At 58.0% G+C, this 21,527-nt stretch carries 18 protein-coding genes; 2 read left to right on the forward strand and 16 right to left on the reverse strand.

What is annotated here, in order from left to right; genetic code table 11:
* The first annotated feature begins 160 nt into the window (after positions 1 to 160).
* Positions 161 to 319, forward strand: a complete 159-nt coding sequence (locus tag AC07U6_RS11315; RefSeq protein ID WP_494761875.1) for a hypothetical protein — start codon at positions 161 to 163, stop codon at positions 317 to 319.
* 46 nt (positions 320 to 365) lie between these two features.
* Here AC07U6_RS11315 and AC07U6_RS11320 read toward each other — a convergent pair whose 3' ends face one another.
* The 14 genes from AC07U6_RS11320 to AC07U6_RS11385 all read right to left on the reverse strand — a co-directional run bounded on the left by AC07U6_RS11320 (position 366) and on the right by AC07U6_RS11385 (position 18,519).
* The gene (locus tag AC07U6_RS11320) at positions 366 to 797 is read right to left on the reverse strand and encodes a PTS mannitol transporter subunit IIA (RefSeq protein ID WP_494761874.1); all 432 of its coding nucleotides are present in this window, start codon (positions 795 to 797) and stop codon (positions 366 to 368) included.
* Between the two features lie 39 nt (positions 798 to 836).
* Positions 837 to 2,234 carry a sugar porter family MFS transporter gene (locus AC07U6_RS11325; protein ID WP_494761873.1) on the reverse strand — a complete coding sequence of 466 codons (1,398 nt, stop codon included), beginning with the start codon at positions 2,232 to 2,234 and terminating at the stop codon, positions 837 to 839.
* 922 nt (positions 2,235 to 3,156) lie between these two features.
* Positions 3,157 to 4,143: an ABC transporter permease gene (locus AC07U6_RS11330; RefSeq protein WP_494761872.1), complete on the reverse strand. Its 987-nt coding sequence runs from the start codon at positions 4,141 to 4,143 to the stop codon at positions 3,157 to 3,159.
* 1 nt (position 4,144) lies between these two features.
* Entirely contained in the window at positions 4,145 to 5,083 is a 939-nt protein-coding gene (locus AC07U6_RS11335) for an ABC transporter permease (protein ID WP_494761871.1), read from the reverse strand.
* Entirely contained in the window at positions 5,083 to 6,717 is a 1,635-nt protein-coding gene (locus tag AC07U6_RS11340) for a dipeptide ABC transporter ATP-binding protein (RefSeq protein ID WP_494761870.1), read from the reverse strand. The genes AC07U6_RS11335 and AC07U6_RS11340 overlap by 1 nt, the downstream gene beginning before the upstream one ends.
* Before the next feature lie 7 nt (positions 6,718 to 6,724).
* Positions 6,725 to 8,482: an ABC transporter substrate-binding protein gene (locus AC07U6_RS11345; protein WP_494761869.1), complete on the reverse strand. Its 1,758-nt coding sequence runs from the start codon at positions 8,480 to 8,482 to the stop codon at positions 6,725 to 6,727.
* 16 nt (positions 8,483 to 8,498) lie between these two features.
* A complete protein-coding gene (locus tag AC07U6_RS11350; protein WP_494761868.1) occupies positions 8,499 to 9,707 on the reverse strand; it encodes a GNAT family N-acetyltransferase in 1,209 nt (402 codons plus the stop codon).
* 11 nt (positions 9,708 to 9,718) lie between these two features.
* Positions 9,719 to 10,939, reverse strand: coding sequence for an acyl-CoA dehydrogenase family protein (locus tag AC07U6_RS11355; protein WP_494761867.1), 1,221 nt, complete (start codon positions 10,937 to 10,939; stop codon positions 9,719 to 9,721).
* 28 nt (positions 10,940 to 10,967) lie between these two features.
* Complete coding sequence (locus AC07U6_RS11360; RefSeq protein WP_494761866.1) at positions 10,968 to 12,014, reverse strand: LLM class flavin-dependent oxidoreductase; 1,047 nt, start codon at positions 12,012 to 12,014, stop codon at positions 10,968 to 10,970.
* The gene (locus AC07U6_RS11365) at positions 12,011 to 13,426 is read right to left on the reverse strand and encodes an LLM class flavin-dependent oxidoreductase (RefSeq protein ID WP_494761865.1); all 1,416 of its coding nucleotides are present in this window, start codon (positions 13,424 to 13,426) and stop codon (positions 12,011 to 12,013) included. Before AC07U6_RS11365 ends, AC07U6_RS11360 begins: the two co-directional genes overlap by 4 nt.
* A gap of 34 nt (positions 13,427 to 13,460) precedes the next feature.
* Positions 13,461 to 15,101 (reverse strand): dipeptide ABC transporter ATP-binding protein, encoded by a 1,641-nt coding sequence (locus AC07U6_RS11370; RefSeq protein WP_494761864.1) that lies wholly within the window; start codon positions 15,099 to 15,101, stop codon positions 13,461 to 13,463.
* Between the two features lie 9 nt (positions 15,102 to 15,110).
* A complete protein-coding gene (locus AC07U6_RS11375) occupies positions 15,111 to 15,950 on the reverse strand; it encodes an ABC transporter permease (protein ID WP_494761863.1) in 840 nt (279 codons plus the stop codon).
* Positions 15,950 to 16,903 carry an ABC transporter permease gene (locus tag AC07U6_RS11380; protein ID WP_494761862.1) on the reverse strand — a complete coding sequence of 318 codons (954 nt, stop codon included), beginning with the start codon at positions 16,901 to 16,903 and terminating at the stop codon, positions 15,950 to 15,952. Before AC07U6_RS11380 ends, AC07U6_RS11375 begins: the two co-directional genes overlap by 1 nt.
* Positions 16,900 to 18,519 (reverse strand): ABC transporter substrate-binding protein, encoded by a 1,620-nt coding sequence (locus AC07U6_RS11385; protein WP_494761861.1) that lies wholly within the window; start codon positions 18,517 to 18,519, stop codon positions 16,900 to 16,902. Before AC07U6_RS11385 ends, AC07U6_RS11380 begins: the two co-directional genes overlap by 4 nt.
* Positions 18,520 to 18,751: 232 nt before the next feature.
* On the opposite strand from AC07U6_RS11385, the gene AC07U6_RS11390 reads away from it, so the two are divergent.
* Positions 18,752 to 19,945 (forward strand): NtaA/DmoA family FMN-dependent monooxygenase, encoded by a 1,194-nt coding sequence (locus tag AC07U6_RS11390; protein ID WP_494761860.1) that lies wholly within the window; start codon positions 18,752 to 18,754, stop codon positions 19,943 to 19,945.
* On the opposite strand, the gene alsK is transcribed toward AC07U6_RS11390, so the two are convergent.
* Together alsK and alsE are read right to left on the reverse strand one after the other, a co-directional pair.
* Positions 19,908 to 20,843, reverse strand: a complete 936-nt coding sequence (gene alsK / locus AC07U6_RS11395) for an allose kinase (RefSeq protein ID WP_494761859.1) — start codon at positions 20,841 to 20,843, stop codon at positions 19,908 to 19,910. The genes AC07U6_RS11390 and alsK overlap by 38 nt on opposite strands.
* Positions 20,827 to 21,522 (reverse strand): D-allulose 6-phosphate 3-epimerase, encoded by a 696-nt coding sequence (gene alsE, locus AC07U6_RS11400; protein ID WP_494761858.1) that lies wholly within the window; start codon positions 21,520 to 21,522, stop codon positions 20,827 to 20,829. The genes alsK and alsE overlap by 17 nt, the downstream gene beginning before the upstream one ends.
* Between the last annotated feature and the right edge of the window lie 5 nt (positions 21,523 to 21,527).

The raw sequence follows: 21,527 nt of genomic DNA on the forward strand, positions 1-21,527 counted from the left end.
CAGCAATGCTAAGGTTTAATGCGGAAAAAACAAAAATAAAAACAACTAACCTATTGATAAAAAACAAAACAACCCTTAATGAATGATAATTTTTTTTAATCGAGGGTGGAAAATCAGAAAAGTCAGAATAGGATTATTCTCAAGAGAGAAAGGAGCCAGCATGTCTACATTTTCGATCATTTCCCTGCCGATGTTTGCGGTAGGGCTGGGTTTAATGACGCAATTTTACAGCAAGAAAGATCTCAACTTCCTGGTGCCCGGTGTGGTACTGATGACCGCAGGCCTGATGAATACATTAATCGGCATTGGTATGAGCTAATGGGAAGAAAACCCATAGATACGCAACGTATCTATGGGTAAGGATGTTATTTCCGATTAAGAATTCTCAGGAAATCTTCTTTACTTGAAATTAATGATAGTGCATTAGAGATAATCTCGTCGCTAAAGATAGAAGCCACATCACGCAGGACATCGATGTGTTCTTTCTCTTTGGCTATGACGCCAATCGCAATAAACATCACGTTATTCCGGTCCCAGATCACGCCATCCGGAAACTGGAAAATCTCAATGCCGGTTTTCACGATGATATGGTTTTCCGACTTCGGTAAATGCGGCAGAGTGATGCCGTTGCCAAGGAAAGTCGAAACCTGACGTTCCCTTTCATTCAGAAAAGCAACGCAGTCCTGGCTGACATACCCTTTCGCCTTAAACTCTTTACCGACCATCTCTAACACTTCGGCTTTATTTTTTGCCTGCCGTCCAAGATGCAGGTTTTCAACGGTAATAATATCAATCATAGTCCGCCTCCTTTTTATTGAATCCACACTATCACGCTATCAGTTTCCGGCTGACAGTTCTTCTTCCAGCTGCTCCAGCGATTTGTTGGAGGTTTCCGGGAGTGCCTTGACGACGAACAGAATGGCCAGATAGTTAATAACGGCGAAGATCAGGAAGACAGGACCCAGCCCCAGTTTTGCCTGCAGTACCGGGAACAGGTAGCTGACGATCGCGTTCATCACCCACATAAAGAAGACGGAGATCCCCATCGACAGACCGCGAACTTTCAGCGGGAACAGTTCAGCCAGAACGACCCAGGTCAGGAAGCCCATGGTGCCCTGCATGACGCCAACGAAGATCGCACCCAGCAGCCAGATAACGGTGGCTTTCATATCCCCAACGAGGAAGTAGTCGGCACCGGCAATAATCAGGTGCAGCGTTGCCATCAGCGCAAAGCCGTAGACGATCAGCGTTTTACGTTTGAAGCGGTCAACCAGATACATCACGCCAAAGATCATACCGCCAACGGAGAAGACACCGTTCAGCACATTACAAATCAGCGACATTTTTTCGGAGAAACCAGCGGTTTTCAGGATTTCCGTGCCGTAATACATAATGACGTTAACGCCGGTGGTTTGCTGCAGTGCGGCCCAGGCAATACCGACCAGAATCAGCTTCATAATCCACGGCGTACTGAAAATCACCGAAGTGGCGCTTTGCGTGTGCAGCTTCTTCTCTTTTTCAATCTCGATTAGGGTGATGATGTCCTGGTATTCCTGCACCGCGCGTGCTTCAGGACGGATCTGTTTTAAGATTGTCAGCGCTTCTTCCCGGCGGTTTTTACTGATTAACCAGCGCGGACTTTCCGGTGCACGCCACATACCGATGAGCAGGAAAATGGACGGTAGCGCCTGCACCAGCAGCATATATCGCCAGACCTCCGGCAAATGTCCCCAGATAAGGCCGATTACCGCATTCACCGCAAAGGCGGCCAGCTGGCCAATAACAATTGCGACTTCATTCAGCCCGGTCAGCCTGCCGCGCCTTTCCGTCGGGGCGACTTCCGAGATAAAGGTTGGGGCGGTTACCGAGGCTCCCCCCACGGCGAAACCGAGGATAAATCGGGCAATCAGCAGGCTGGTGACGTTCGGTGCGGCGGCGGATAAGAGTGCGCCAAAAAAGAAGACAAAGGAGAGATAAATCAGGTACTTTCTGCGACCGAAGAAGTCAGCCATTTTACCGCCGCCGATACTACCTAGTGCAGCACCGATCAGCAGGACACTCATGACCAGACCTTCAGTGTCCGGTGTCAGAGCCATGTTCTCTTTTAATGAAGAAAAGGCGCCATTAATAACCCCGGTGTCGTAACCAAACAGCAGGCCGCCGAACGTTGCTACTAATGTTATCTGATGTAATCGTTTTCGTTGTTGCGTATTAAGATTCATCAATAAAGACATATACATATCCTTTCATTAAATTACTCGCAAACCCCGGAAATTTAATAAAGTAATACCTCATCGCCTCATTTATGAGGAAATGAAATTTTTCCTGGCGTTTTTAAGCGAGTAAAGGGTTCTATTTAATAATTAAAAAACACAAAATAACCAACCTGGCACGGTAATAAAACTTATTGTTACTCCCCCTGATACATTTCACTTATTCAATTTAAATCATAAATTTTCCATACAATCTTTTAACGGTCATTCTGAGATATTATATTTCACGCACGTCAGCTCATACCGCCTTTCAGGCCGTTTCGAACTCCCACTGCATATCCCCCACTGGGAGGGTCTGCAACAATGATTCAGGTTCCTTTCTGCCTCAATCACGTCAGATGCGTTGGTGACCATATGTCATCATCTCAGCAAGATTCATCACTCTTCACTTTGTTACCTGCTGATAACATAGCACTCAAATCGAAATCAAAATTCTACCTAAATCACAAAATGACCTTTTAATTTCATTATAGATGAAATTTTGACCTTTACATTTCATTACATGAAATCATCATTACCACCTGATTAACCATGGCTTTTTCACAAAAATCGGTCAGTTGAGCGGATATTGTGGAAAGCGTTACGGGTAACCGGTTCATGATTTTTTATTGTTAACAAGGATTTTATTTCAAATAAATTATTTTTTAGAAAAAAAATTCTAATCTGTAGACAGCGCTGAACACAGCAAGATTGTGCAGATTTTTGCAAAAAGGGATAACCACATGGCGGAAGACCGGGGCCAAAAAGAGGAAACACTGACTGAACCCGCGATTTTCCCGCCAGCCACCGCAAGGTAACGTAACTTAAAGGAGTGATATGCCGTTCGTCGGAGCGAACGGGAGCCTTTTACGACTCCCGGTGGGTTACGAGGTGGAATGAAAAATTAGCGGCGGAAATACGCCTGCTGAATGATGTCGGTGAACAGATTGCAGAGAATAAAAGCCGCCGAAGCGAACAGCGTGGTGCCGATCACCACCGGGAAATCGCCCTGTAATGCGGCATCAATCGCCAGCCGACCGACGCCGTCCAAACCAAACATTTTTTCCGTGACGATAGCACCACCCATGATTGCCGCCAGCTCCATGCCAGTGAGGGTCAGTACCGGGCTAAGCGCTGGTTTCAGCGCGTGATCGAAGCTGACGCGCCATTCCTTCAGCCCTTTAGCCCTCGCCGTGCGGATATAGTCACTGTGCAGAATCTCCAACATGCTGGCGCGCACCACCCGCTGGAAAATCCCCACCTCAGCAATGGTCAGCGTCAGCCAGGGCAGGATCAGATGGCGGATCCACTGCCCCACGCCCTCGCTGAACGGCGCATAGCCACCCGCCGGGAACCAGTCGATGCCGAGCAGCGAGAGCTGATAGAACAGGAAGAAAATAATCAGCATGCCGCTCAGGAAGGTCGGTAGCGACAGCGCCGCATAGGCCAACAGTGAGAGCACGTGGTCGATAAAGCGGTCACGATAGCGCGCGGCCAGCACGCCAGTGACCACCGAAATGATCAGCCAGATAATCAGCGCGCCCAGCGCCAGCGATAACGTCACCGGCGCTTTCGACAGAATTAAATCGGTAACCGGTGCCTGGAAGCGGAACGAATAGCCCAGCGCAGGAGGCCAGTGCATTATACCCATCTCAGCCCCCTGTATGCTGGGGCCACGCCACAGGAAATAGCCCAACTGCTGATACCAGGGATCGTTAAGATGCAGTGCCCGCGCCACGGCCTCAATCGCTTCCGGCGTGGCATTGCGTGGGGCCAGCATCACCGCCGGATCCTGATAAGCAACGCGGGTGAGTAAAAACGCGACGATTAGCACTAGCAAAAGGGTGATGCCCGCCCGCAGCAGCATTTTAGACAACGCCAGGATATTCATCTTATTTTCGCTCCAGATGAGGGTCGAACACGTTACGCAGTCCGCTGCTGAGAGAGTTAAAGCCGAGTACGGTCAGGAAAAGGGCCAGCGCCGGGGCGACCAGGAACCACGGTTGCGCCTGGTACATGGCGGTTCGCTGCACGTCGGCGATCATATTACCCAGGCTGGCCGCCGGGGCCGGGATCCCCACACCAAGAAAGGAAAGCGTGGCTTCAGCCACAATATTAGCGGGTAGCTGAATGGCCCAGTAAATCCCCACTGACGGCGCCACGGCGGGAATAATATCGCGCCATAAAATCCGCCATGTAGGCACGCCCATCAGCGCGGCAGCGGCGATATATTCCTGATGGCGGATATCCAGCACCAGCCCCCGCGTCAGCCGGGCAAAGTAGCCCCAGGAGAAGAAGGTAATCACCACGATCACCACCAGCGAGGGACTGACCCGCGCAGCGCCGTCCGCGCCGTGGTTCAGCGCCAGCAGGCTCAGTGCGGTGACCACAAACGGAAACGACAGCACCAGGTTGATTAACTGTTGTAGCAGTGCATCCACCCTGCCACCAAGGTAGCCACTCACCAACCCCACCAGCAGCCCTATCAGCATCGCCAGCGTAGTGGCCGGGACCGCCACCAGCAGTGAAATCCGTGTGCCGTACAGCGTTCGCACCAGCACATCGCGGCCGTTATCGTCCGCGCCAAGCGGGAAACTCAGCGACGGGCCAACGGGAATGCCCATATCGGAGAGCGCGGTATCGCGGAACTGTTCGGTTTCGCCATGCCCCAACCAGGCAGCGATCAGCGGCGCAGCCATCGCGGAAAGCACCATGACTACCACGATGACCAGGCCGGTTTTGACGCTGGTTTCCCGCCACAGCCGTCGCCAGATAGACAAGGGCCGCGTGGCGCTTTCCACCGCGATGTCGGTTATCAGGGTTGAGGACATCAGATTGCCTCCGTCAAAGTGGGACGTTGCTGGCCGGGAATGGACTGAATAAGCTGGCGCGTCCACACCTGCTGCGGGCGCTGGAATACCTCAGCGGTGCGCCCCTGTTCGATAATGTGCCCGGCCTGCAGGATCAGCACCCGATCGCAGAACGCGGCCACCGCCGCCAGATCGTGAGAGATAAACAGAATCGACAGATCGCGTTCCTGGCGCAGACGCAGCAGCAGTTGCAGAATGCGATACTGGGTAGTGACATCCAGAGCCGACACCGCCTCATCAGCGACAATCAGCCGGGGATTGATCGCCAGCGCGCGGGCAATCACCACCCGCTGCCGCTGGCCGCCGGAAAGCTGGCCCGGATAGCGGCTGGCTATCGCTCCGGGCAGTTCTACGGTAGCCAGCAGGTCGGCTACTGCGGCCAATAGCGCTTGCGGTGACAACACGCCGCCCCGCTCGCGCTGCGCGACAATCTGCACGGGCTCCGCCAGAATATCGCCAATCCGGCGGCGGGGATTCAGGCTACTGTATGGGTCCTGAAACACCATCTGGATCGCGTGCCGCTGCGGATGGGCGGCCGTTGGTGAACACTGCCCCGCCCGCTGCCAATTGCGACCGTCAAAGGTAATCTCGCCCCGGTCGGGGGTATCCAGGCCGACAATAATTCGCCCCAGGGTAGTTTTACCCGAGCCTGACTCCCCCACCAGGCCAAGGATTTCCCCGCGATGGAGGGTAAAGTTAATCGCCTCCAGCACAGGGTGCGCAGACGATTTTTGCCAGAATGGCACCGAACGTGAGAACTGCCGCCCCAGATCCACAACGCGCAGCAAAGGACGCTCGTCCTGTGCGGCCACTGGATTGCTGGTAAAACGCGGCCAGCCCGCATCGAACAGTTCACGGGTGTAGGGATGCTGCGGTGCATTGAACAGCGCCTCACGGCTACCCTGCTCGACGATTTTTCCCTGCCGCATCACGATCACCCGATCGGCAATATCCGCCACCACCCGCAAATCATGGCTAATAAAAATCAGCGCGCAGCCGTGCTGCTGCTGCAAACGCTTGAGCAGCCGCAGAATCGAGGCCTGCACGGTAACATCCAGCGCGGTTGTCGGTTCATCAGCAATAATCAGCGCCGGATTCAGCGCTATCGCCATGGCAATCATCACCCGCTGGCGCATTCCGCCGGAAAATTTCGCCGGCCGGTCGTGATAGCGCCGAGCGGCATCGGCAATGCCAACCTCCTCCAGCAGCGCCATCACCCGCTGGCGCAGCGCGCGGCGCGGCAGCGGTCGATGGGCCTGTATCGCTTCTTCGATCTGCCTACCGACGCTTTTCAGCGGGTGCAGGTTACTCAGCGGATCCTGCGAAATATAGCCAATCTGCGCGCCGCGAAGTCTGCGCAGTTGTTCGCGGCTGGCGCGACCCAGATCGCTGTCCTGAAAATGCAGTTTGCCCGCCACCCGCATCGCGGCAGGCAGCAGACCCAGCACGGCGAGCATGCTCAGACTCTTGCCAGAGCCGGACTCGCCAACGATCGCCAGGGTTTCCCCTGGCGCGACAGTAAAACTCACTTGCTGGATCAGCGGCGGCTGCCCCGTTAATCCGATGGAGAGGTTATCCACGTGGAGCAGTGACATAGCGGCCTCAGTGCTGTTTCAGCGCGATATTGGTGATATCCGCCTGGGTTGCCAGCGATGACCAGGTCCAGTTGGTCACGCGATCGGATGCGATAACGATGCGGCGTTTTTCAAACAGCGGAATCCAAGGGAGGTCAGCGGAAACCAGCTTGTCCGCTTCCGCCCAGATCGGTCCCGGGTTGTCAGAGGCGTAGGCCTCTTTCGCCAGCGCGTTGAGCTTTTTATTGTCGTAGCAGATGGCATAGACGTTGCCGCGACCGCACGGCGACGCGTCGGAGTTCAGCCAGCCACCGAGCAGCATCCGGGTTGACGGCCCCTGCCAGTCGGGGAAGGTCTGTGCCAGGGCGATATCCCAGCTGTTGGCCGGATTGTCGAGGAAGGAGCGGAACTGCGCGTACGGCAGCGGCGACAGATTCAGCTTAATGCCCGCTTTCGCCAAATCTTCTTTCAGGATCACCGCGATGTTGCCGAACTGCGCATCGGCGATATAGGCAAGATTTAGCGTAATGCCGTCCGGGTATCCCGCCTGTTGCAGCAGCGCTTTTGCTTTCGCCACATCGCCTTTACTGCCTTCAGACGGATACGGATCCAGCGGCTCGTGCCCCAGCAGCGTCGTGGTAATAATCTGATTCAGCGGGAATGCCGCCAGTTTTCCTCCCTGAGCCTGCACGATATTGGCTTTATTCACCGCATAAGCCAGCGCCTGGCGCACCTCCAGCTTACGTAGCGCGTTGGCACCCGCGCTTTGAGCTGCAGGCTGGGCATTAATAGCGATAAAGTTTGACGCACCGCTGTTGGCGGCATGCAGGTTCGGGCTTTTCTTCAGTACGTACTGGCGCAGCACCGGTGCCGGCGGCACATCCAGATAGAGCGAAATATCGGCATCGCCGGCCTGAATGCGCTGCGCCACGCCGTCTTCGCTGTTGTTGGTAAAATCGACTTCAATTTTATCCACCCAGGCTTTACGCGCCGGGTCCTGTGCATGGTCATAGTTGGCGACTTTACTCAGCACCAGCTTCTGGCCGCTGACATAGCTCTCAACCTGGTAGGGCCCGCTCGACGGCAGGTTTTTACGAAACTCCTGCGAATCCGGGAAATATTTCGATACCACCTCTTCCGGCAGCGGCGAAACAAAGTTCATCGATAGAATATTCAGGAAATCATAGTTTTTGCTATCCGATTTCAGGATCAGCGTCCGGTCATCCGGTGCTGAAACCCCGGAGATTTCATGGGTGTCGATAAACTGTTTGCTGGCCGCCAGATCGCCGGTCGGCACTTTGGAAAAGTCCTTGCAGTAAGCCTCGAAGCCGGAGAAGGCAATATTGAAGTAGTTGATGGCCGCAACCTGCCGGTTCGGATCGCAGAAGCGCTTAATGGCGTAGACAAAATCTTTGGCGACGATCGGCCGTGAACTGGATCCGGCGTAATGGATGCCTTCGCGCAGGTGGAAAGTGTAGGTTTTACCGTCGGCGCTGACGTCCCACGATTTGGCCAGATCCGGCACCAGCGTGGTGTCATCCGCCAGGCTTTTTGGCGATCCGGCATAGGTCACCAGTTGGCGAGTCACCGCGCGTAAAATGGACCATGAATCCACCGAATAGCCGGTAAGCGGGTCGAAGGCGTCCATGTCCGAACGCAGCGAAGCCACGCGCAGCGTGCCGCCGGCCTGCGGCTGGTCGTCTGCAATGGCCCATCCCGAAAAGCTGCTCAGCAGCAGCGCTGATGCCACGGCCGCCCCAACAGAGAATGTATAGTGGTTGCTCATTATTATTCCCAAGTGTTTAAAAAAGTATCCCGGACCACGGGTGAACAGGGGTAGAAAACAGCGAGTCCAGCCGCTCGATGGCGGCGGAGCCCGCTGCCGCAATATCCTGGCTCCATGCCAGCTGCCAGGCCTGGGTTCCGCCCAGTAGCAGCGCCCCGAGATCGGCTATCGAGAGTGTGATATCGGGCTGACGATCGCTGCGTCTGGCTCCGTCTGCGCTGATTTGCCACACGCCGTTATTTTCCGGCAGGAGATCGTCGATGACCTGAACCCGCACCGCTTCGCCGCCGTTAAAGCGGCGGTGATTGAGTGCCTGTTCGACGTTGATAATGCGCAGCCAGCTTTCATCATTTCTCGCCTGAATCTGTGCGGCACGGACGTTATCCAGCCACAGCACCAGCGGATCGTCCTGCGGCACGCTGGTCAGCCTCACCCGCTGCGTCACATCCAGCCCCAGTAGATGCTGCAACAGTGCCCGCTGATGACCCGGGTGTGCAGCATGCAAATCGTCGACCACCAGCGTGCGCTCCCGGCTGTAGAGCCAGCCATCATTGGGCTGCGCGTGATAGCGAGCAAACGCCTGTGCTTCACCGTCCACCAGCACCAGCGCCACATAGTGATTCGGGGTGCTTTTCGACAGAATAAACGCCTGCATTTCCCACCAGGCATCCCAGCGCGTCAGGTAGCCGGGGCGGCCGAGCGGATAGCGCGATGCCACCGCCCGCAGCTGCGGCCAGGCCAGCTCCGCCGGAACGGCGAGTACTTCGTACTGCGGTTTCGGCTGCGGGGGCAGCGCGTTTTTGTCGATCAGCCAGCTCTCCGCCCACGAGGCAATGCCGTAGCCGAAGCGGCGGTAAATCGTCCCCTGCGACGCACGCAGCGTGGCAATCACCGTACCCTGCTGATACAGATCCTGTAGCTGCCGGCTGAACAGCCCGCGCAGCACGCCACGGCGGGCAAAGTGGGGCAGTACGCCAACATGGGTCACAGCCGCATGCGGCACGCGCCTGCCGCCCGGCAGCGTTATCTCACCGCGAAAGCTGTTGACGGTACCGGCCAGGCTGCCGTCAAGCCAGGCACCGTAAACCCGGCCCGGTTCGACGAATTTCTCCGCCCAGTTTTCTTCCGGCATCACCGCGTCCGGCAGGCCAAACATCGCCTGACGGAACACCGCGGCGGCACGCTCCAGGGTTTCTGCATCGTGAATCACACGGATTTCGGTCATCGTCGCTCCATTCAGGCCTTGGGTGGCTTATGCAGGGAAGGCTTCGGCAGCTTACCGCTTAGCACGTAGTCACCGACTTCACGCGTACGATAGGTGACAGGATCGTGCAGCGTGTGCGTGCGGACGTTACGCCAGTAAACATCCAGACCGAAGCGGTTGCCGGTTGAGCGGCCGCCGGTCAGTTCGAAGATCTCGTGGCTGATTTTTAAGGCGACGTTGTTGGCGATAACCTTGGCCTGGTCGGTGAGGATCGCCAGCTCGCCAAAGGTTTGCTCCGTCAGCGCATTGCCCTGGTGGAAGGCCTCCTGGAAAGCCCGGGCCGTTTTTTCCGCCAGCGCAATTCCGGCCGCCAGTTCGGACGAGAGTTCCCCGGCCTTCAGGCGGTGATACGGGTCATCCACCGCCTGTTCAACGCCGGATTCCGGCCAGGCGCGAACGTTCTCGCGAAAATAGCTGGCCGCCTGCTGTAACGCACCTTCGGCAATCCCCAGATAAAAATGCACGAAGATCACCTGGCTGAACTGCAGGCGCAGCGCGTTACGCAGGCGAGCACTATCTGGATGTTCCGCCAGCCCGGTCAGTCTGTCGGCCGGTGTCAGCTTCACGCGGTCGAACTCCAGCGTGCCGCTGGCAGTGAGGCGCTGGCCCAGATTGTCCCAGTCGTCGTTAAAACGAATGCCGGGCCGGTCGGTTTTCACCTGATACTGCACCTGCTCATCACCCACCCACACCGCGATGGTGGTGACCTGCGATACCGACGCGCCGGTGGCGAAGGTGCGGCGGCCGCTGACGTACAGATCCTCCCCTTCCCACTCCAGTTTCAGGCGCGGGTCACGGGCGTTACTGATGCTGGACTGGAACCACCCTTCGTTAACGATGCCCCGGGCAATGAATTCCCACTGCTCGCGGTTGCCGAGCACATAGCTCCAGACGCCGTTGGAATAGTGATAAGCGATCAGCTGGCCGAGGGAGCCGTCTGCCGCCGAGATAATACGGCTGATTTCCAGCGCCTGAACCAGATCCGCACCGCCGCCGCCGAGGGATTTCGGCACGGCCAGGCTCAGCAGGCCGCTCTGACGTAGCCAGTCAATCTCTTCATGAGGATCTTTATTAGCGCGATCGCGCTCCAGCAGGGTGTGCTGTAAACGTTCGGCAACCTGTCGGGCCTTCTGTTTCCACTGCGCAAATTCTTGATGGTTTAAACCGGCATAAATATCGGGTGCGTGACTCATGGATTTCCTCGTAGTGTTTTAACGGTCATCAAACGACCAGGCTTTCACGGCGCAGCAGCGCGCCAGCGCCTTCGGCAAAGTGCCAGGCTTCCTCCAGATGAGGCTGACCGGACAGGATGAAATGGTCGATGCCCAGCGCATGAAACTCTTTAATTTTGTCCGCCACCTGTTGATGGCTGCCGACGATGGCGGTACCCACGCCACCGCGCACCAGGCCGTAGCCGCTCCAGATCTGCGGCGCAATCTCCAGCAGGCGAACGTTTTCGGGGGTGATATTGTCGGCTTCTACATCGCGCAGCAGGCGAGCTGCCTCCTGCCAGGCTTCGTCTTCGGTATCGCGGCTAATGACGTGAAAGCGGATGCCGTAGCTCAGCGTGCGCCCCTGAATAGCCGCCGCGGCGCGAACCTGCTCCAGACGCGACCTGACGCTTTCCGGCGGTTCGCCCCACGTCAGCCAGGTATCGGCGTGTGCCGCAGCCACCTGCTGCGCCACGTCGCTGGCACCGCCAAAGAACACCGCGGGCGTTGGCCAGTCGGACGGCAGCAGCGCCGCCTGCTCCAGCCGGTAGTGTTCACCGTGGAAATCAAACGGCTCGCCATTCGACCGCGCGGCGCTGACGCCTTTAAAGGCGGCAATAAATTCACCGCTGCGCTGATAGCGCTGCTGGTGATCCAGCGTGTCGCCGTAGCGGCGCTGCTCCACCGGATCGCCGCCGGTCACTACGTTGATAATCAGGCGGCCCTGCGACAGGCGCTGGAAGCTGGCGGCCTGATGCGCGGCCAGCGTCGGCGAGATAAAACCGGGGCGAAAGGCGACGATAAACTTCAGCCGTTCGGTATGCTGGCTGATGGCCATGGTGCTGAGCCAGGCGTCTTCGCACCAGCTGCCGGTTGGCGTCAGCACCGCTTCAAACCCCAGTCGGTCGGCGCTGCGGGCAATATCAATCAGATAAGGCAGGGAGGCGTCGCGGTAGTTTTTGCCGATCCCGCTGATGTGCTGCGAATCATCCCCCGCGCCGACGATGTTGCGGCTGTCGCCGTTGGTCGGCAGATACCAGTGCAGATGAATGCTCACTGCTCACTCTCCGGATAGCGGTTCAGGTTGTCGCGAAAGCGCGTGCCGGGATGGTCGCTGCGCAGCTGGCGCTGGCCTCTACCCTGTAGCCGCTCGCGCAGCGTCAAGACGTCACCGCCGGGCTGGCGAATGCGCCCGCGTTTTTGCAGTTCGGGCACCACCCAACGGGCAAAATCTTCAAAACTGCCGGGGCTGATGGCATAAGCAAGGTTAAAGCCGTCAACGCCCGACTCGTCGGCCAGCTTTTCCAGGGCATCGGCGATGGTCTGCGGCCCGCCAACCAGAGTGGGATGGATACCACCAACGCCGATGTAATTACTGATATCGCCGACGGTCCACTGTCTTTCCGCATCGATGCGGGTAAGTCCTGCCAGCGCCGAGCGGCTGGCATTGGTTTCGATCCAGGTTAGCTGTTCGTCTGGCGCCCATTCCGACCAGTCAACGCCGGTCCAGGCGGAAAATAGTGCCAGCGCCGCTTCCTGGCTGGTGTAGCTGAGGTAGTCCTGGAATTTGGCATGCGCCAGATCGTCCGTTTCATCCACCACCACGCTGATGGCGGTGATAAAGCGGATCGCCTCGTCGGCACGGCCCTGCTCGCGGGCCAGCTGACGAATGCGCTCAATGTTGTTGCGAATCGACTGCGCTGTGGTGCCGCCAAGGAACACGACTTCTGCATTCTGCGCGGCGAACAGCCTGCCGCGATCTGACGTGCCTGCCTGGAACAACACAGGCGTGCGCTGCGGGCTGGGCTCGGACAGATGGGCATCCGGCACGCTGAACCAGCGGCCCTGATGGCGAATCGGATGGACTTTGCCCGGATCGGTGTAGACGCCCGCCTGCTTGTCACGGCGAACCGCATCCTCTTCCCACGAGCCTTCCCACAGTTTGTAGGTGACTTCGAGGAATTCCTGCGCGCGCTCGTAGCGTTCGTCGTGATCCATCTGCCGCTCAAGACCGAGGTTACGGGCGGCGGATTCGAGTACCGACGTCACCACATTCCACGCCACGCGGCCTTTGGTCAGGTGATCGAGCGTAGTGAACTTACGCGCCAGAAGATAAGGGTGTTCGTAGGTAGTGGACACCGTGATGCCAAAGCCGAGCTGGCGCGTGGCCGCCGCCATCGCCGAAACCAGCAGCAGAGGATCGTTCACCGGCATCTGCGCGGCGGTGCGCAGTGCCGCATCGGCTTTGCCCTGGTAGACGTCCAGCTGACCGAGCGCATCAGCGATAAACATCGCATCAAAACCGGCCTCATCCAGCAGGCGGGCGATATGTAGCCAGTAGTCCAGCGAAGTGTATTCACTGGCGCGGTCGTCCGGATGCTGCCACAGACCGGCGGAAACATGCCCTACCACGTTCATGATAAAGCCATTGAAGATCAGCGGCTTTTTAGTCGTATTCTCGGTTGTCATGGTTATCTCTCTGAAATAGTTATCTGGTGCAGGCTCAGGCCCGGCGTTTTTCCGCCAGGTTTTCGCTGCGGTCTGTTTCGCCCGGGGTCAGGTAATTGGCCGCCAGCAGCCGCCGGGTCACCGGATGGCGCTGCTTGTCGTAAAGCCGATGGCGTGGAAAATCGTCAACGATGCTGCCGCCGTCCATCACCAGAATGCGGTGACAGAACTGCGCCACCACGGCCAGGTTATGGCTGATTAGCAGGAAGGAAATCGCGTGCCGCTGGTGCAGGCGTTCAAGCAGGCGCAGCACCTGATCCTGCACGGAGAGATCCAGTGCCGAGGTCGGCTCGTCGAGGATCAGAAAACGGGGATCCACCACCAGCGCACGGGCAATATTCGCCCGCTGCCGCTGGCCGCCGGAAAGCTCGTGCGGAAAACGCTGGAGCAGCGCATCGCTCAACCCCACTTCGGCAAACATCTGCCGCGCACGTTCGGCGGCTTCTGCCCGACCGCTCGCACTGCCCAGCCGCAGCTGCGGGCGGATGAGCTGTTCCTGCAGCCTCAGGCGCGGGTTAAACGACGACAGGCTGTCCTGAAACACGCACTGTAGCTGCTGGCGAAAGGCTTTCAGGCTCTGCGAATTGCCATCGGCCCGCTGGCCGGCAAAAAGTACCTCCCCCTCGTCGGGCCGTTCGAGCTGCGCCAGCAGTCGCGCGAGGGTGGATTTTCCCGAACCGGATTCGCCGATAATGCCAACGATTTCACCTTCGCAAACGGTGAGGCTGACACGATCAACGGCGGTCACCGGATGCTTCTTCGGCCACCAACCTTCACTGCCGCGATGCCAAAAGCTGCGGCTTAGCTGGCGACCTTCCAGCAGCGTTGCCGCCTGAGGATGGGCCTGAACTTCGGAAAGATCGGGGCGTGGGATTGCCGCCAGTAAAGCCCGGGTATACGGATGCTGTGGCTGCGCGATCACCTCGGTCGTGGCTCCGGTTTCAACTATCGAACCCTGCTGCATCACCGCCACCCGATCGCTCAGCTCTGCCACCACGCCGAAATCGTGAGTAATCAGCAGCATGGCCATGTTTTCCTGCTGGCAGAGGGTTTTGAGCAGCTGTAAGACCTCACGCTGCACGCTGGGATCGAGGGCGGTGGTCGGTTCGTCGGCAATCAGCAGCCGGGGGCGGCACATGGCCGCCAGCGCAATCAGAATACGCTGCCGCATACCGCCGCTGAGCTGATGTGGATAGAAGCGCATCACCTGCTCCGGCTGGCGAATATGCATTTTCTCCAGCCAGGCAAGCGCTTCTTTACGCAGCGACCGCCCGTTCAGTTGAGGATGCAGCCTGCGCAGGTTCTGCTGCAGCTGTCGGCCTATCTGCCAGGAGGGATCGAGCGTGGAGAGAGAATTCTGAAACACCATGGCGATATCATGCCCGCGCAGGCGGTTAAGGGCGCGGTCCGACTGGCGCAGCAGCGGCTCGCCGTCAAAGCGAATTTCGCCGCTGACGGTAGCCTTTGGCGGCAGCAGCCCGAGGATTGCCGCCGCGGTAACGCTTTTACCGGAGCCGGATTCCCCGGCCAGCGCCAGCGCCTCTCCCTGCGCAATATGCAGCGAGAGATCGGCAACGGCGGCAGCGGGCTGCCCGTCAAAACGTACGTGAAGTTGGGAGATATTCAGCAGGCTCATTTCGATTCCTTAGCGCCACGGGTCAAGGAGATCGCGCAGGCCATCTCCCAGCCAGTTAAAGGCCAGCGACACCACGACAATGGCAATGGCCGGTGCCGTGGCAAGGTGCGGTGCGCCGAGGATCATCATCTGGGTGCCTTCGCTGACCATTCTGCCCCAGTCGGCCTGCGGCGGCTGAATGCCCAGCCCGAGGAAGCTCAGACCAGCGAGGAACACCACCATGCCGCCGAGCAGCGAGGTGGTGTATACCAGCAGCGGCGTGGCGACGTTGGGCAACAGCTCACGCAGCAAAATATCTGCGGTGCTGGCCCCCTGCGCGCGCAACGCCTCAACATACTCTTTGGCGCTTTCCGCGCGGGTATCGCGGTAGACCACCCGGGTCAGATAGGGAATAACGCTGCACACCAGCGTAATGGTGACGGTGAGATAGCCGCTGCCGAGCACGGCAGACAGGCCAATCGCCAGCAGCACCATCGGGAAGGCAAACAGCATATCCATGCCGCGCATAATCAGCTCAGAGAACGCGTTGGCCCGCCAGCCCGCCAGCATGCCGAGGATGAGGCTGACCAACGCGGCAAAGATCACCGGCAGCACCGACGCGCCCAGAGAACTGCGGCCGCCCCAAATCAGGCGGCTGAGTATATCGCGGCCCTGGTTATCCAGCCCAAGCAGATGACCGGGCGTTCCCGGCGGCTTCAGGCGTAAGCCATCAAACGACTGGAGCGGATCGTAGGGGGCAATCCACGGTGCCAGCAGCGTCACCAGCGCGATACCCACCAGCAGCAGCAGGCCGGTTAGCGCCAGCCGGTGCTGCGCCAGATGGTGAAGAAAAATGAACGAGCGGCGCATCACAGGACCTCCCGGTGGCGTGGGTCCAGCCAGTCCTGCAGCAGGTCGCTGAGCAAATTAACCCCGAAGAAGCAGACCGCCACCAGCATCACACCGGTCTGGATGGTCGGATAATCCTGGCCTGCCGCCGCGTTATACAACTGAGTACCGATACCCGGCCAGGCGAAGATTTTCTCAATAAAGATCACCCCGCTGAGCAGGTAACCAATTTGCAGGCCGGTAATGCTAACGATCGGGGCCAGCAGGTTGCGCCCCAGATGCCGCCATAGCAGCACCGTGCGCGAGTAGCCCAGCGCGCGATAGGTACGAATATAGTCGGCGTCCATAATCGCGATGACGCTGTTGCGGATTTGCCGCGCGAGGATCAGCATGGAGATCAGCGCCGTCGACAGCGCAGGCAAGAACAGGTGATGTAACAGATCGGCAAAGCCGTGGTCCCCGCGCATGTCGTACATGCCGGAAACGGGGAACCAGCGCAGCTTGACCGCAAAAAACCAGATAAAGAACACCGCCAGCCAGAATACCGGGATGTTATGCGCCAGCTGCACGACAAACATCACCAGCCTGTCGCGGCGGGTGCCCTGCCACAGCCCACATACCACGCCGATCAACACACCCGGGATCAGGCACAGCAGTACCGCAGCCAGCGTGAGAATAGCCGTGTTGGCAAAGGCGCTGCTCAGTACCTCAATCACCGGCGTGCGCATGGTCAGCGAGATGCCCCAGTCGCCGCTCAACAAATTTTTTAGCCACAGCAGGTACTGTACGGCGGCGGGCTTATCCAGCCCGTAAACCCGGCGTATTTGCTCGATGGCGTCATTCGACAGCTGGCCCGCCAGCGCATTGCTGATGGGATCGCCCGGTGCCAGCTTGGCAATCAGAAATACCAGCAGCGAAATCAAAAACAGCAGCGGCACGGCCTGAAGCAAACGCAGCCCAACGGTGCGGATCATGCCTTCAACCACACGCGGGTAAGGTCATAAAAGTTCTGCGCGGGCACGTTAAAGCCCTGTACTGCGGGTGAACTGGTAAACACCCGGTTCAGCTCCAGCAGCGGGATAAACGCCGCCTGCTGCTGGAACTGTTGGTTGACCTGATGCCACAGCGCCAGTGCCTGCTGCCGATCGGCGGTGGTGGAAGCTTGTTCAATCAGCTCGGCCACGCCGGTAATCACCTTGCCCCCCTTGCCACGGCTGACCACGTAGTTCTTCCACGCCACGTTCAGCCACTGCGGGGTAATCAGGCCCCACTCCATGGTGAACAGCCCAGTATCTTCCGCGAGGTTTGCGAGGAGCGAGCTGTAGGTGATCCACTCCTGCGATACCACCTTGACGGCGATCCCCACCTTAGCCAGATCGCGCTGGATCCACTCAATCACCGACTGATTCTGATCGTAGGTAATGATGGTGAACGTGACTTCGCCCGGCTTAAATCCGGCATCCGCCAGCAGCTTTTTCGCCCCTTCCGGGTCGTATTCGTAATCCCTCTGGCTGGCGAGCCAGGCCTCGTTGGATTTATTCAGGATGTTATAGCTGGCCACCGCGTGGCCGTTGAGCAGCGATTTCACCAGTTCTTCGCGATTGATGGCTTTGATTACCGCCTGGCGCACTGCCAGTTTGCTGGTGAACGGGTTAGCAAAGTTCCAGCCGAGGAACAGCTGGTTGGCCTCCACGCTGTCGTGCACCGTGTAGCCGCTCTGCTCCAGCAGATCGACGGCATCGGTTGGCGTGCGCGAGAGAATATCCACCTGCCCGGACTGTAGCGCGCTGACGCCGGTGCTGCCGTCGAGGATCGGTCGGAAAATCAGCCGCTCCATATACGGTTTTTTACCCCACCAGCCGTCGTGACGAACCAGCTCGGTGCGGTCGTTGCGCACGCGCAGTACAAAACGATATGGCCCGGTGCCGGTCGGGTGTTCTGCCAGGCCGTCCTGGCCCCATTTTTTCAGTGCTGCCGGGCTGAAAATGCCGGATACCCAGTTGCCCTGCGGCAGAAAGCGGATAAAGTCCGGGAACGGTTTGTTAAAGTGATAGGCGACGGTCAGCGGATCGATAACCTCTATTTTGGCCAGATCTTTGTAGACCTGCGCCATCGCCGCCTGAGAGCGCGCATCGAAATATTCAAACTGGGGATCGGTAAAGCGGCGCACGTTAAATCTGACTGCTTCCGCATCAAACGGCGTGTCGTCATGGAATTTTACGCCGCTGCGCAAATGGAAAGTAAATACCCTGGCATCGTCGCTGATTTCCCAGTGAGTCGCCAGCGCCGGAATAATCGGCGGCGTGCCTTTTACTGCCGGAACATAAAGATCTTCCGCCACTAAAGACTCATAAATATGTTTATCTACGCGGTAAGTTTCATAGGAATATTGACGATTGGGATCGTAAATGGTTGGCTCAAGCGCCTGGCCAATGACTAATGTCTTACCGTAGCGTGACTGTTCCGCCTCTTCCGCAAACACCGGTAGCGTGCCGCCGAAGCCCAGCAGCGCGGTGGTTGAGAGGGCTGAGAGTTTTAATAGCTGACGGCGCGAAATACCCATCGCGCTTCCGCGTTGATTTTTTTGCATGGCGATCCCCCGAATAAAATGTCGACACATTTTATTAAAATTGGATAAATTATTTTTTATGTAATTATGATTAACCTAACATGTGCATCATGGCCGTGAAATATGAATAACTCATTTGCTATGTCGTTTATTGGATTTCTGAAAATCAGCTTTCTATAACCAGATTTGTTAATTACCTCCCAGGGATCATTTATTTTATTGTGCCGGTAATCAGGTTTTCTGGATTGGGAAAATGACGGCAAAAAAAGAGTTTATTCTGAGCGCATTCACCATGGCGGCGGTATCCCATCTCAACTACGGCATGTGGCGGCACCCCGATGAGCAGGGCTGGCGCTATACCGATACGGAATGCTGGGTTGAGCTGGCGAAGCTGCTGGCGCGCAAGTTCACCACGCTGGAGCACCTGAGTAAGGGACGTATTGCGTGGAACGTGGTGACATCGCAGCTTGAGAGCGCCGCCCGCAATCTGGGCCTGACGCAGCAAATCGATCATGATGAACGCTATGAGCGCGCCGACGAGTTTCTCAGCGTGTGCTACAAGCTGTGGCAGCACTCCTGGCAGCGCGACGCCGTGCGGCGGGACAAGCAAGCGGGGGTTTATACCGATCCGCAGAAGGTACATGGCGTGCAGCACAAAGGCCGCTGGTTTAATGTGCCCGATGCCCATCTGTCTGAGCCCAGCCCTCAGCGAACGCCGGTGCTGTTCCAGGCCAGGGGCTCACCGCGCGGCGTTGAATTTGCTGGCAAACATGCCGAGGTGGTGTTCGTTGCCGGTCTGGACGCCGCGGCGGTGAAGGCCCAGGTGACGGCGGTGAAAAATAGCGCCATCGCTCAGGGGCGCTCGGCCGAGGCGATTAAGTTTGTCAGTGCGGTGACGGTGATAACGGCAGAGACACCGGAGCTTGCGCGGCAGCGCTTTGCCGAGCTGCATGAATACTACGATGTTGAAGGTGCCCTGATTCATTATTCCGCCAGCACCGGTGTGGATCTCGCGGGGCACGATCTGGATTCACCGCTGGACTGGCAGCTCACAAACTCGAACCGTTCCCTGCTGAAGATGGTTACCGGTGAACCCGGCCAGCCGCGTAAAACGCTGCGCGAAGTGTTTGACCCACCCGGAAAAATGGGGCGACAGAGCATTATGATTGGCAGCGGCGAAGAGATCGCCGACCAGCTCACCGCCTGGCTAGCGGAAAGTGATACCGACGGTATCAATCTGGCGCAGTGGCTGTCGCCGGACAGCCTGCGCGATTTCGCCCGCTGGGTGGTACCGGTGTTGGTTGAGCGCGGCATCATTAATCCCGAACGCTCGGTGCCGACGCTGCGCCAGCGATTATTCCCCTCCGGCACGGCGGAACCGGCGGGCGATCATCCTGCGCTTTCCTGCCTCAGCCATGTACCGCCTCACCGCACACCTGCGGAATAAAACGCCCCCGGGCCAGGGTGGCCGCACCCTGCGCGCCGTTGAAGTCCGAGGATGACGCGGAGATAAACTGTACCGCCTGGTACGGCAGCGGGCGGCGCAGGTGCTGCTTTATCCGTTCAATCAGCGCCAGCCGGGGAAAATTCACCATATCCATCACCCCGCCGCCGAGAATCACCGCGTCTGGATCGAACAGGTTGATGCCGGTGGCTATCGCCCGCGCCGCGTGGGTAATCAGCTGCTGCACAAAGGGGTCGTCCTCGGCGCGGAAAAAAATCTCGCCGATGGCGTAATCGCGCGGCTCTCGTTCATACCAGTGCTTCAGCGCGATACCGGAACAGACGGTTTCCAGGCAGCCCGGATTACCGCATGCGCAGCGCAGCGCCATATCCCCTTGCGGAATATGCCCCAGCTCCCCCGCGACGCCGTGCGCGCCGGTGCAGGGTGCGCCATTCAGCCAGATGGCAAAACCCATGCCGGTGCCGAGGTAGGCCGCCAGCACCTGCTGCTGCGTCAGGCCGTTTTGCGCCACGTCAAAAGAGAGTTGCAGGTTCACATCGCGGGCAAACTCCACCGGACAGCCCAGCTTTACCTCCAGCTTTTCGGCCAGATTAAGCAGTTCGTCTGCGGCCAGCGGCAGATTAGGCGTGGAGATAATGGTGCGCTTATCTTTGCCCACCAGCGCCGGGAATCCCATCACCAGGCCGCAGCAGCGCGCCTCCAGCGTAGCGAGCTGGCGCTGGAGAAATTCGGTCACTCCCGCTACCACGCCTGAGGCAATCACCTCCGCCGTATGCCGCTTTTCGCAGTGCAGTATCCCACCGTCGGTCGCCATCAGGCAGAAGCGGATATGGGTGGCCCCCATATCCACACCGGCGACCACATCAGGCCGTATATGCATGGGGCTTCACCTCTTTTTTCGCCGCCAGGATCTGGCTGGCCATCCGTAGCCAGGCGTCGTCGATATTTTCCGCGTTGTTGAACAGGCCGGAGCTGCCAACGATAAACACATCGGCACCCGCCGCCATCAACTTCCTGTAGGTGTTCTGGTTGCAGGAGCCGTCGATTTCAATTTCATAGTGCAGCCCTTCCCGCTCGCGTAAGTTTTTCAGCTCGGTGATTTTCTCCAGCATTTCCGGGATAAACGGCTGGCCGGCAAAGCCCGGATCGACGGTCATCACGGTGATCTTATCGGCCTTGTGCAGATAGTATTTCATCGCCTCAACCGGCGTTTCCGGGTTGAGGATCAGCCCCACCTTCATTCCCAAACGGCGAACTTCATCGATCAAACGGAACGCCTGGCCGTTCAGCGTTTCCGGGTGCAGGGTGATAAAGTCCGCGCCCGCCTGCGCCAGCTGGCTGATGTAGTCCTGCGGGCGAGTAACCATCAGGTGGCAGTCCAGCGGCCTGGTCGCCAGTTTTTTGACCTGAGCAACAAAGAACGGCGACAGCGTCAGGTTCGGCACAAAATGGCCGTCCATAATGTCGATATGAAAGTAGTCGGCGTGCTGGTCAATAAACTCGATCTGCTCTTTAAATTTCAGCAGGTCCATACACATCAGGGAGGGAGATATTTTCATCGATC

This window comes from Erwinia sp. GW821-FHT03D09, assembly GCF_059420805.1.

Bases quoted from the DNA above. Each gene is read 5' to 3' on its own strand.
- AC07U6_RS11315 (WP_494761875.1), top strand. From the start codon at position 161: ATGTCTACATTTTCGATCATTTCCCTGCCGATGTTTGCGGTAGGGCTG.
- AC07U6_RS11320 (WP_494761874.1), bottom strand. From the start codon at position 797: ATGATTGATATTATTACCGTTGAAAACCTGCATCTTGGACGGCAGGCA.
- AC07U6_RS11325 (WP_494761873.1), bottom strand. From the start codon at position 2,234: ATGTCTTTATTGATGAATCTTAATACGCAACAACGAAAACGATTACAT.
- AC07U6_RS11330 (WP_494761872.1), bottom strand. From the start codon at position 4,143: ATGAATATCCTGGCGTTGTCTAAAATGCTGCTGCGGGCGGGCATCACC.
- AC07U6_RS11335 (WP_494761871.1), bottom strand. From the start codon at position 5,083: ATGTCCTCAACCCTGATAACCGACATCGCGGTGGAAAGCGCCACGCGG.
- AC07U6_RS11340 (WP_494761870.1), bottom strand. From the start codon at position 6,717: ATGTCACTGCTCCACGTGGATAACCTCTCCATCGGATTAACGGGGCAG.
- AC07U6_RS11345 (WP_494761869.1), bottom strand. From the start codon at position 8,482: ATGAGCAACCACTATACATTCTCTGTTGGGGCGGCCGTGGCATCAGCG.
- AC07U6_RS11350 (WP_494761868.1), bottom strand. From the start codon at position 9,707: ATGACCGAAATCCGTGTGATTCACGATGCAGAAACCCTGGAGCGTGCC.
- AC07U6_RS11355 (WP_494761867.1), bottom strand. From the start codon at position 10,939: ATGAGTCACGCACCCGATATTTATGCCGGTTTAAACCATCAAGAATTT.
- AC07U6_RS11365 (WP_494761865.1), bottom strand. From the start codon at position 13,426: ATGACAACCGAGAATACGACTAAAAAGCCGCTGATCTTCAATGGCTTT.
- AC07U6_RS11370 (WP_494761864.1), bottom strand. From the start codon at position 15,101: ATGAGCCTGCTGAATATCTCCCAACTTCACGTACGTTTTGACGGGCAG.
- AC07U6_RS11375 (WP_494761863.1), bottom strand. From the start codon at position 15,950: ATGCGCCGCTCGTTCATTTTTCTTCACCATCTGGCGCAGCACCGGCTG.
- AC07U6_RS11380 (WP_494761862.1), bottom strand. From the start codon at position 16,903: ATGATCCGCACCGTTGGGCTGCGTTTGCTTCAGGCCGTGCCGCTGCTG.
- AC07U6_RS11385 (WP_494761861.1), bottom strand. From the start codon at position 18,519: ATGCAAAAAAATCAACGCGGAAGCGCGATGGGTATTTCGCGCCGTCAG.
- AC07U6_RS11390 (WP_494761860.1), top strand. From the start codon at position 18,752: ATGACGGCAAAAAAAGAGTTTATTCTGAGCGCATTCACCATGGCGGCG.
- alsK (WP_494761859.1), bottom strand. From the start codon at position 20,843: ATGCATATACGGCCTGATGTGGTCGCCGGTGTGGATATGGGGGCCACC.
- alsE (WP_494761858.1), bottom strand. From the start codon at position 21,522: ATGAAAATATCTCCCTCCCTGATGTGTATGGACCTGCTGAAATTTAAA.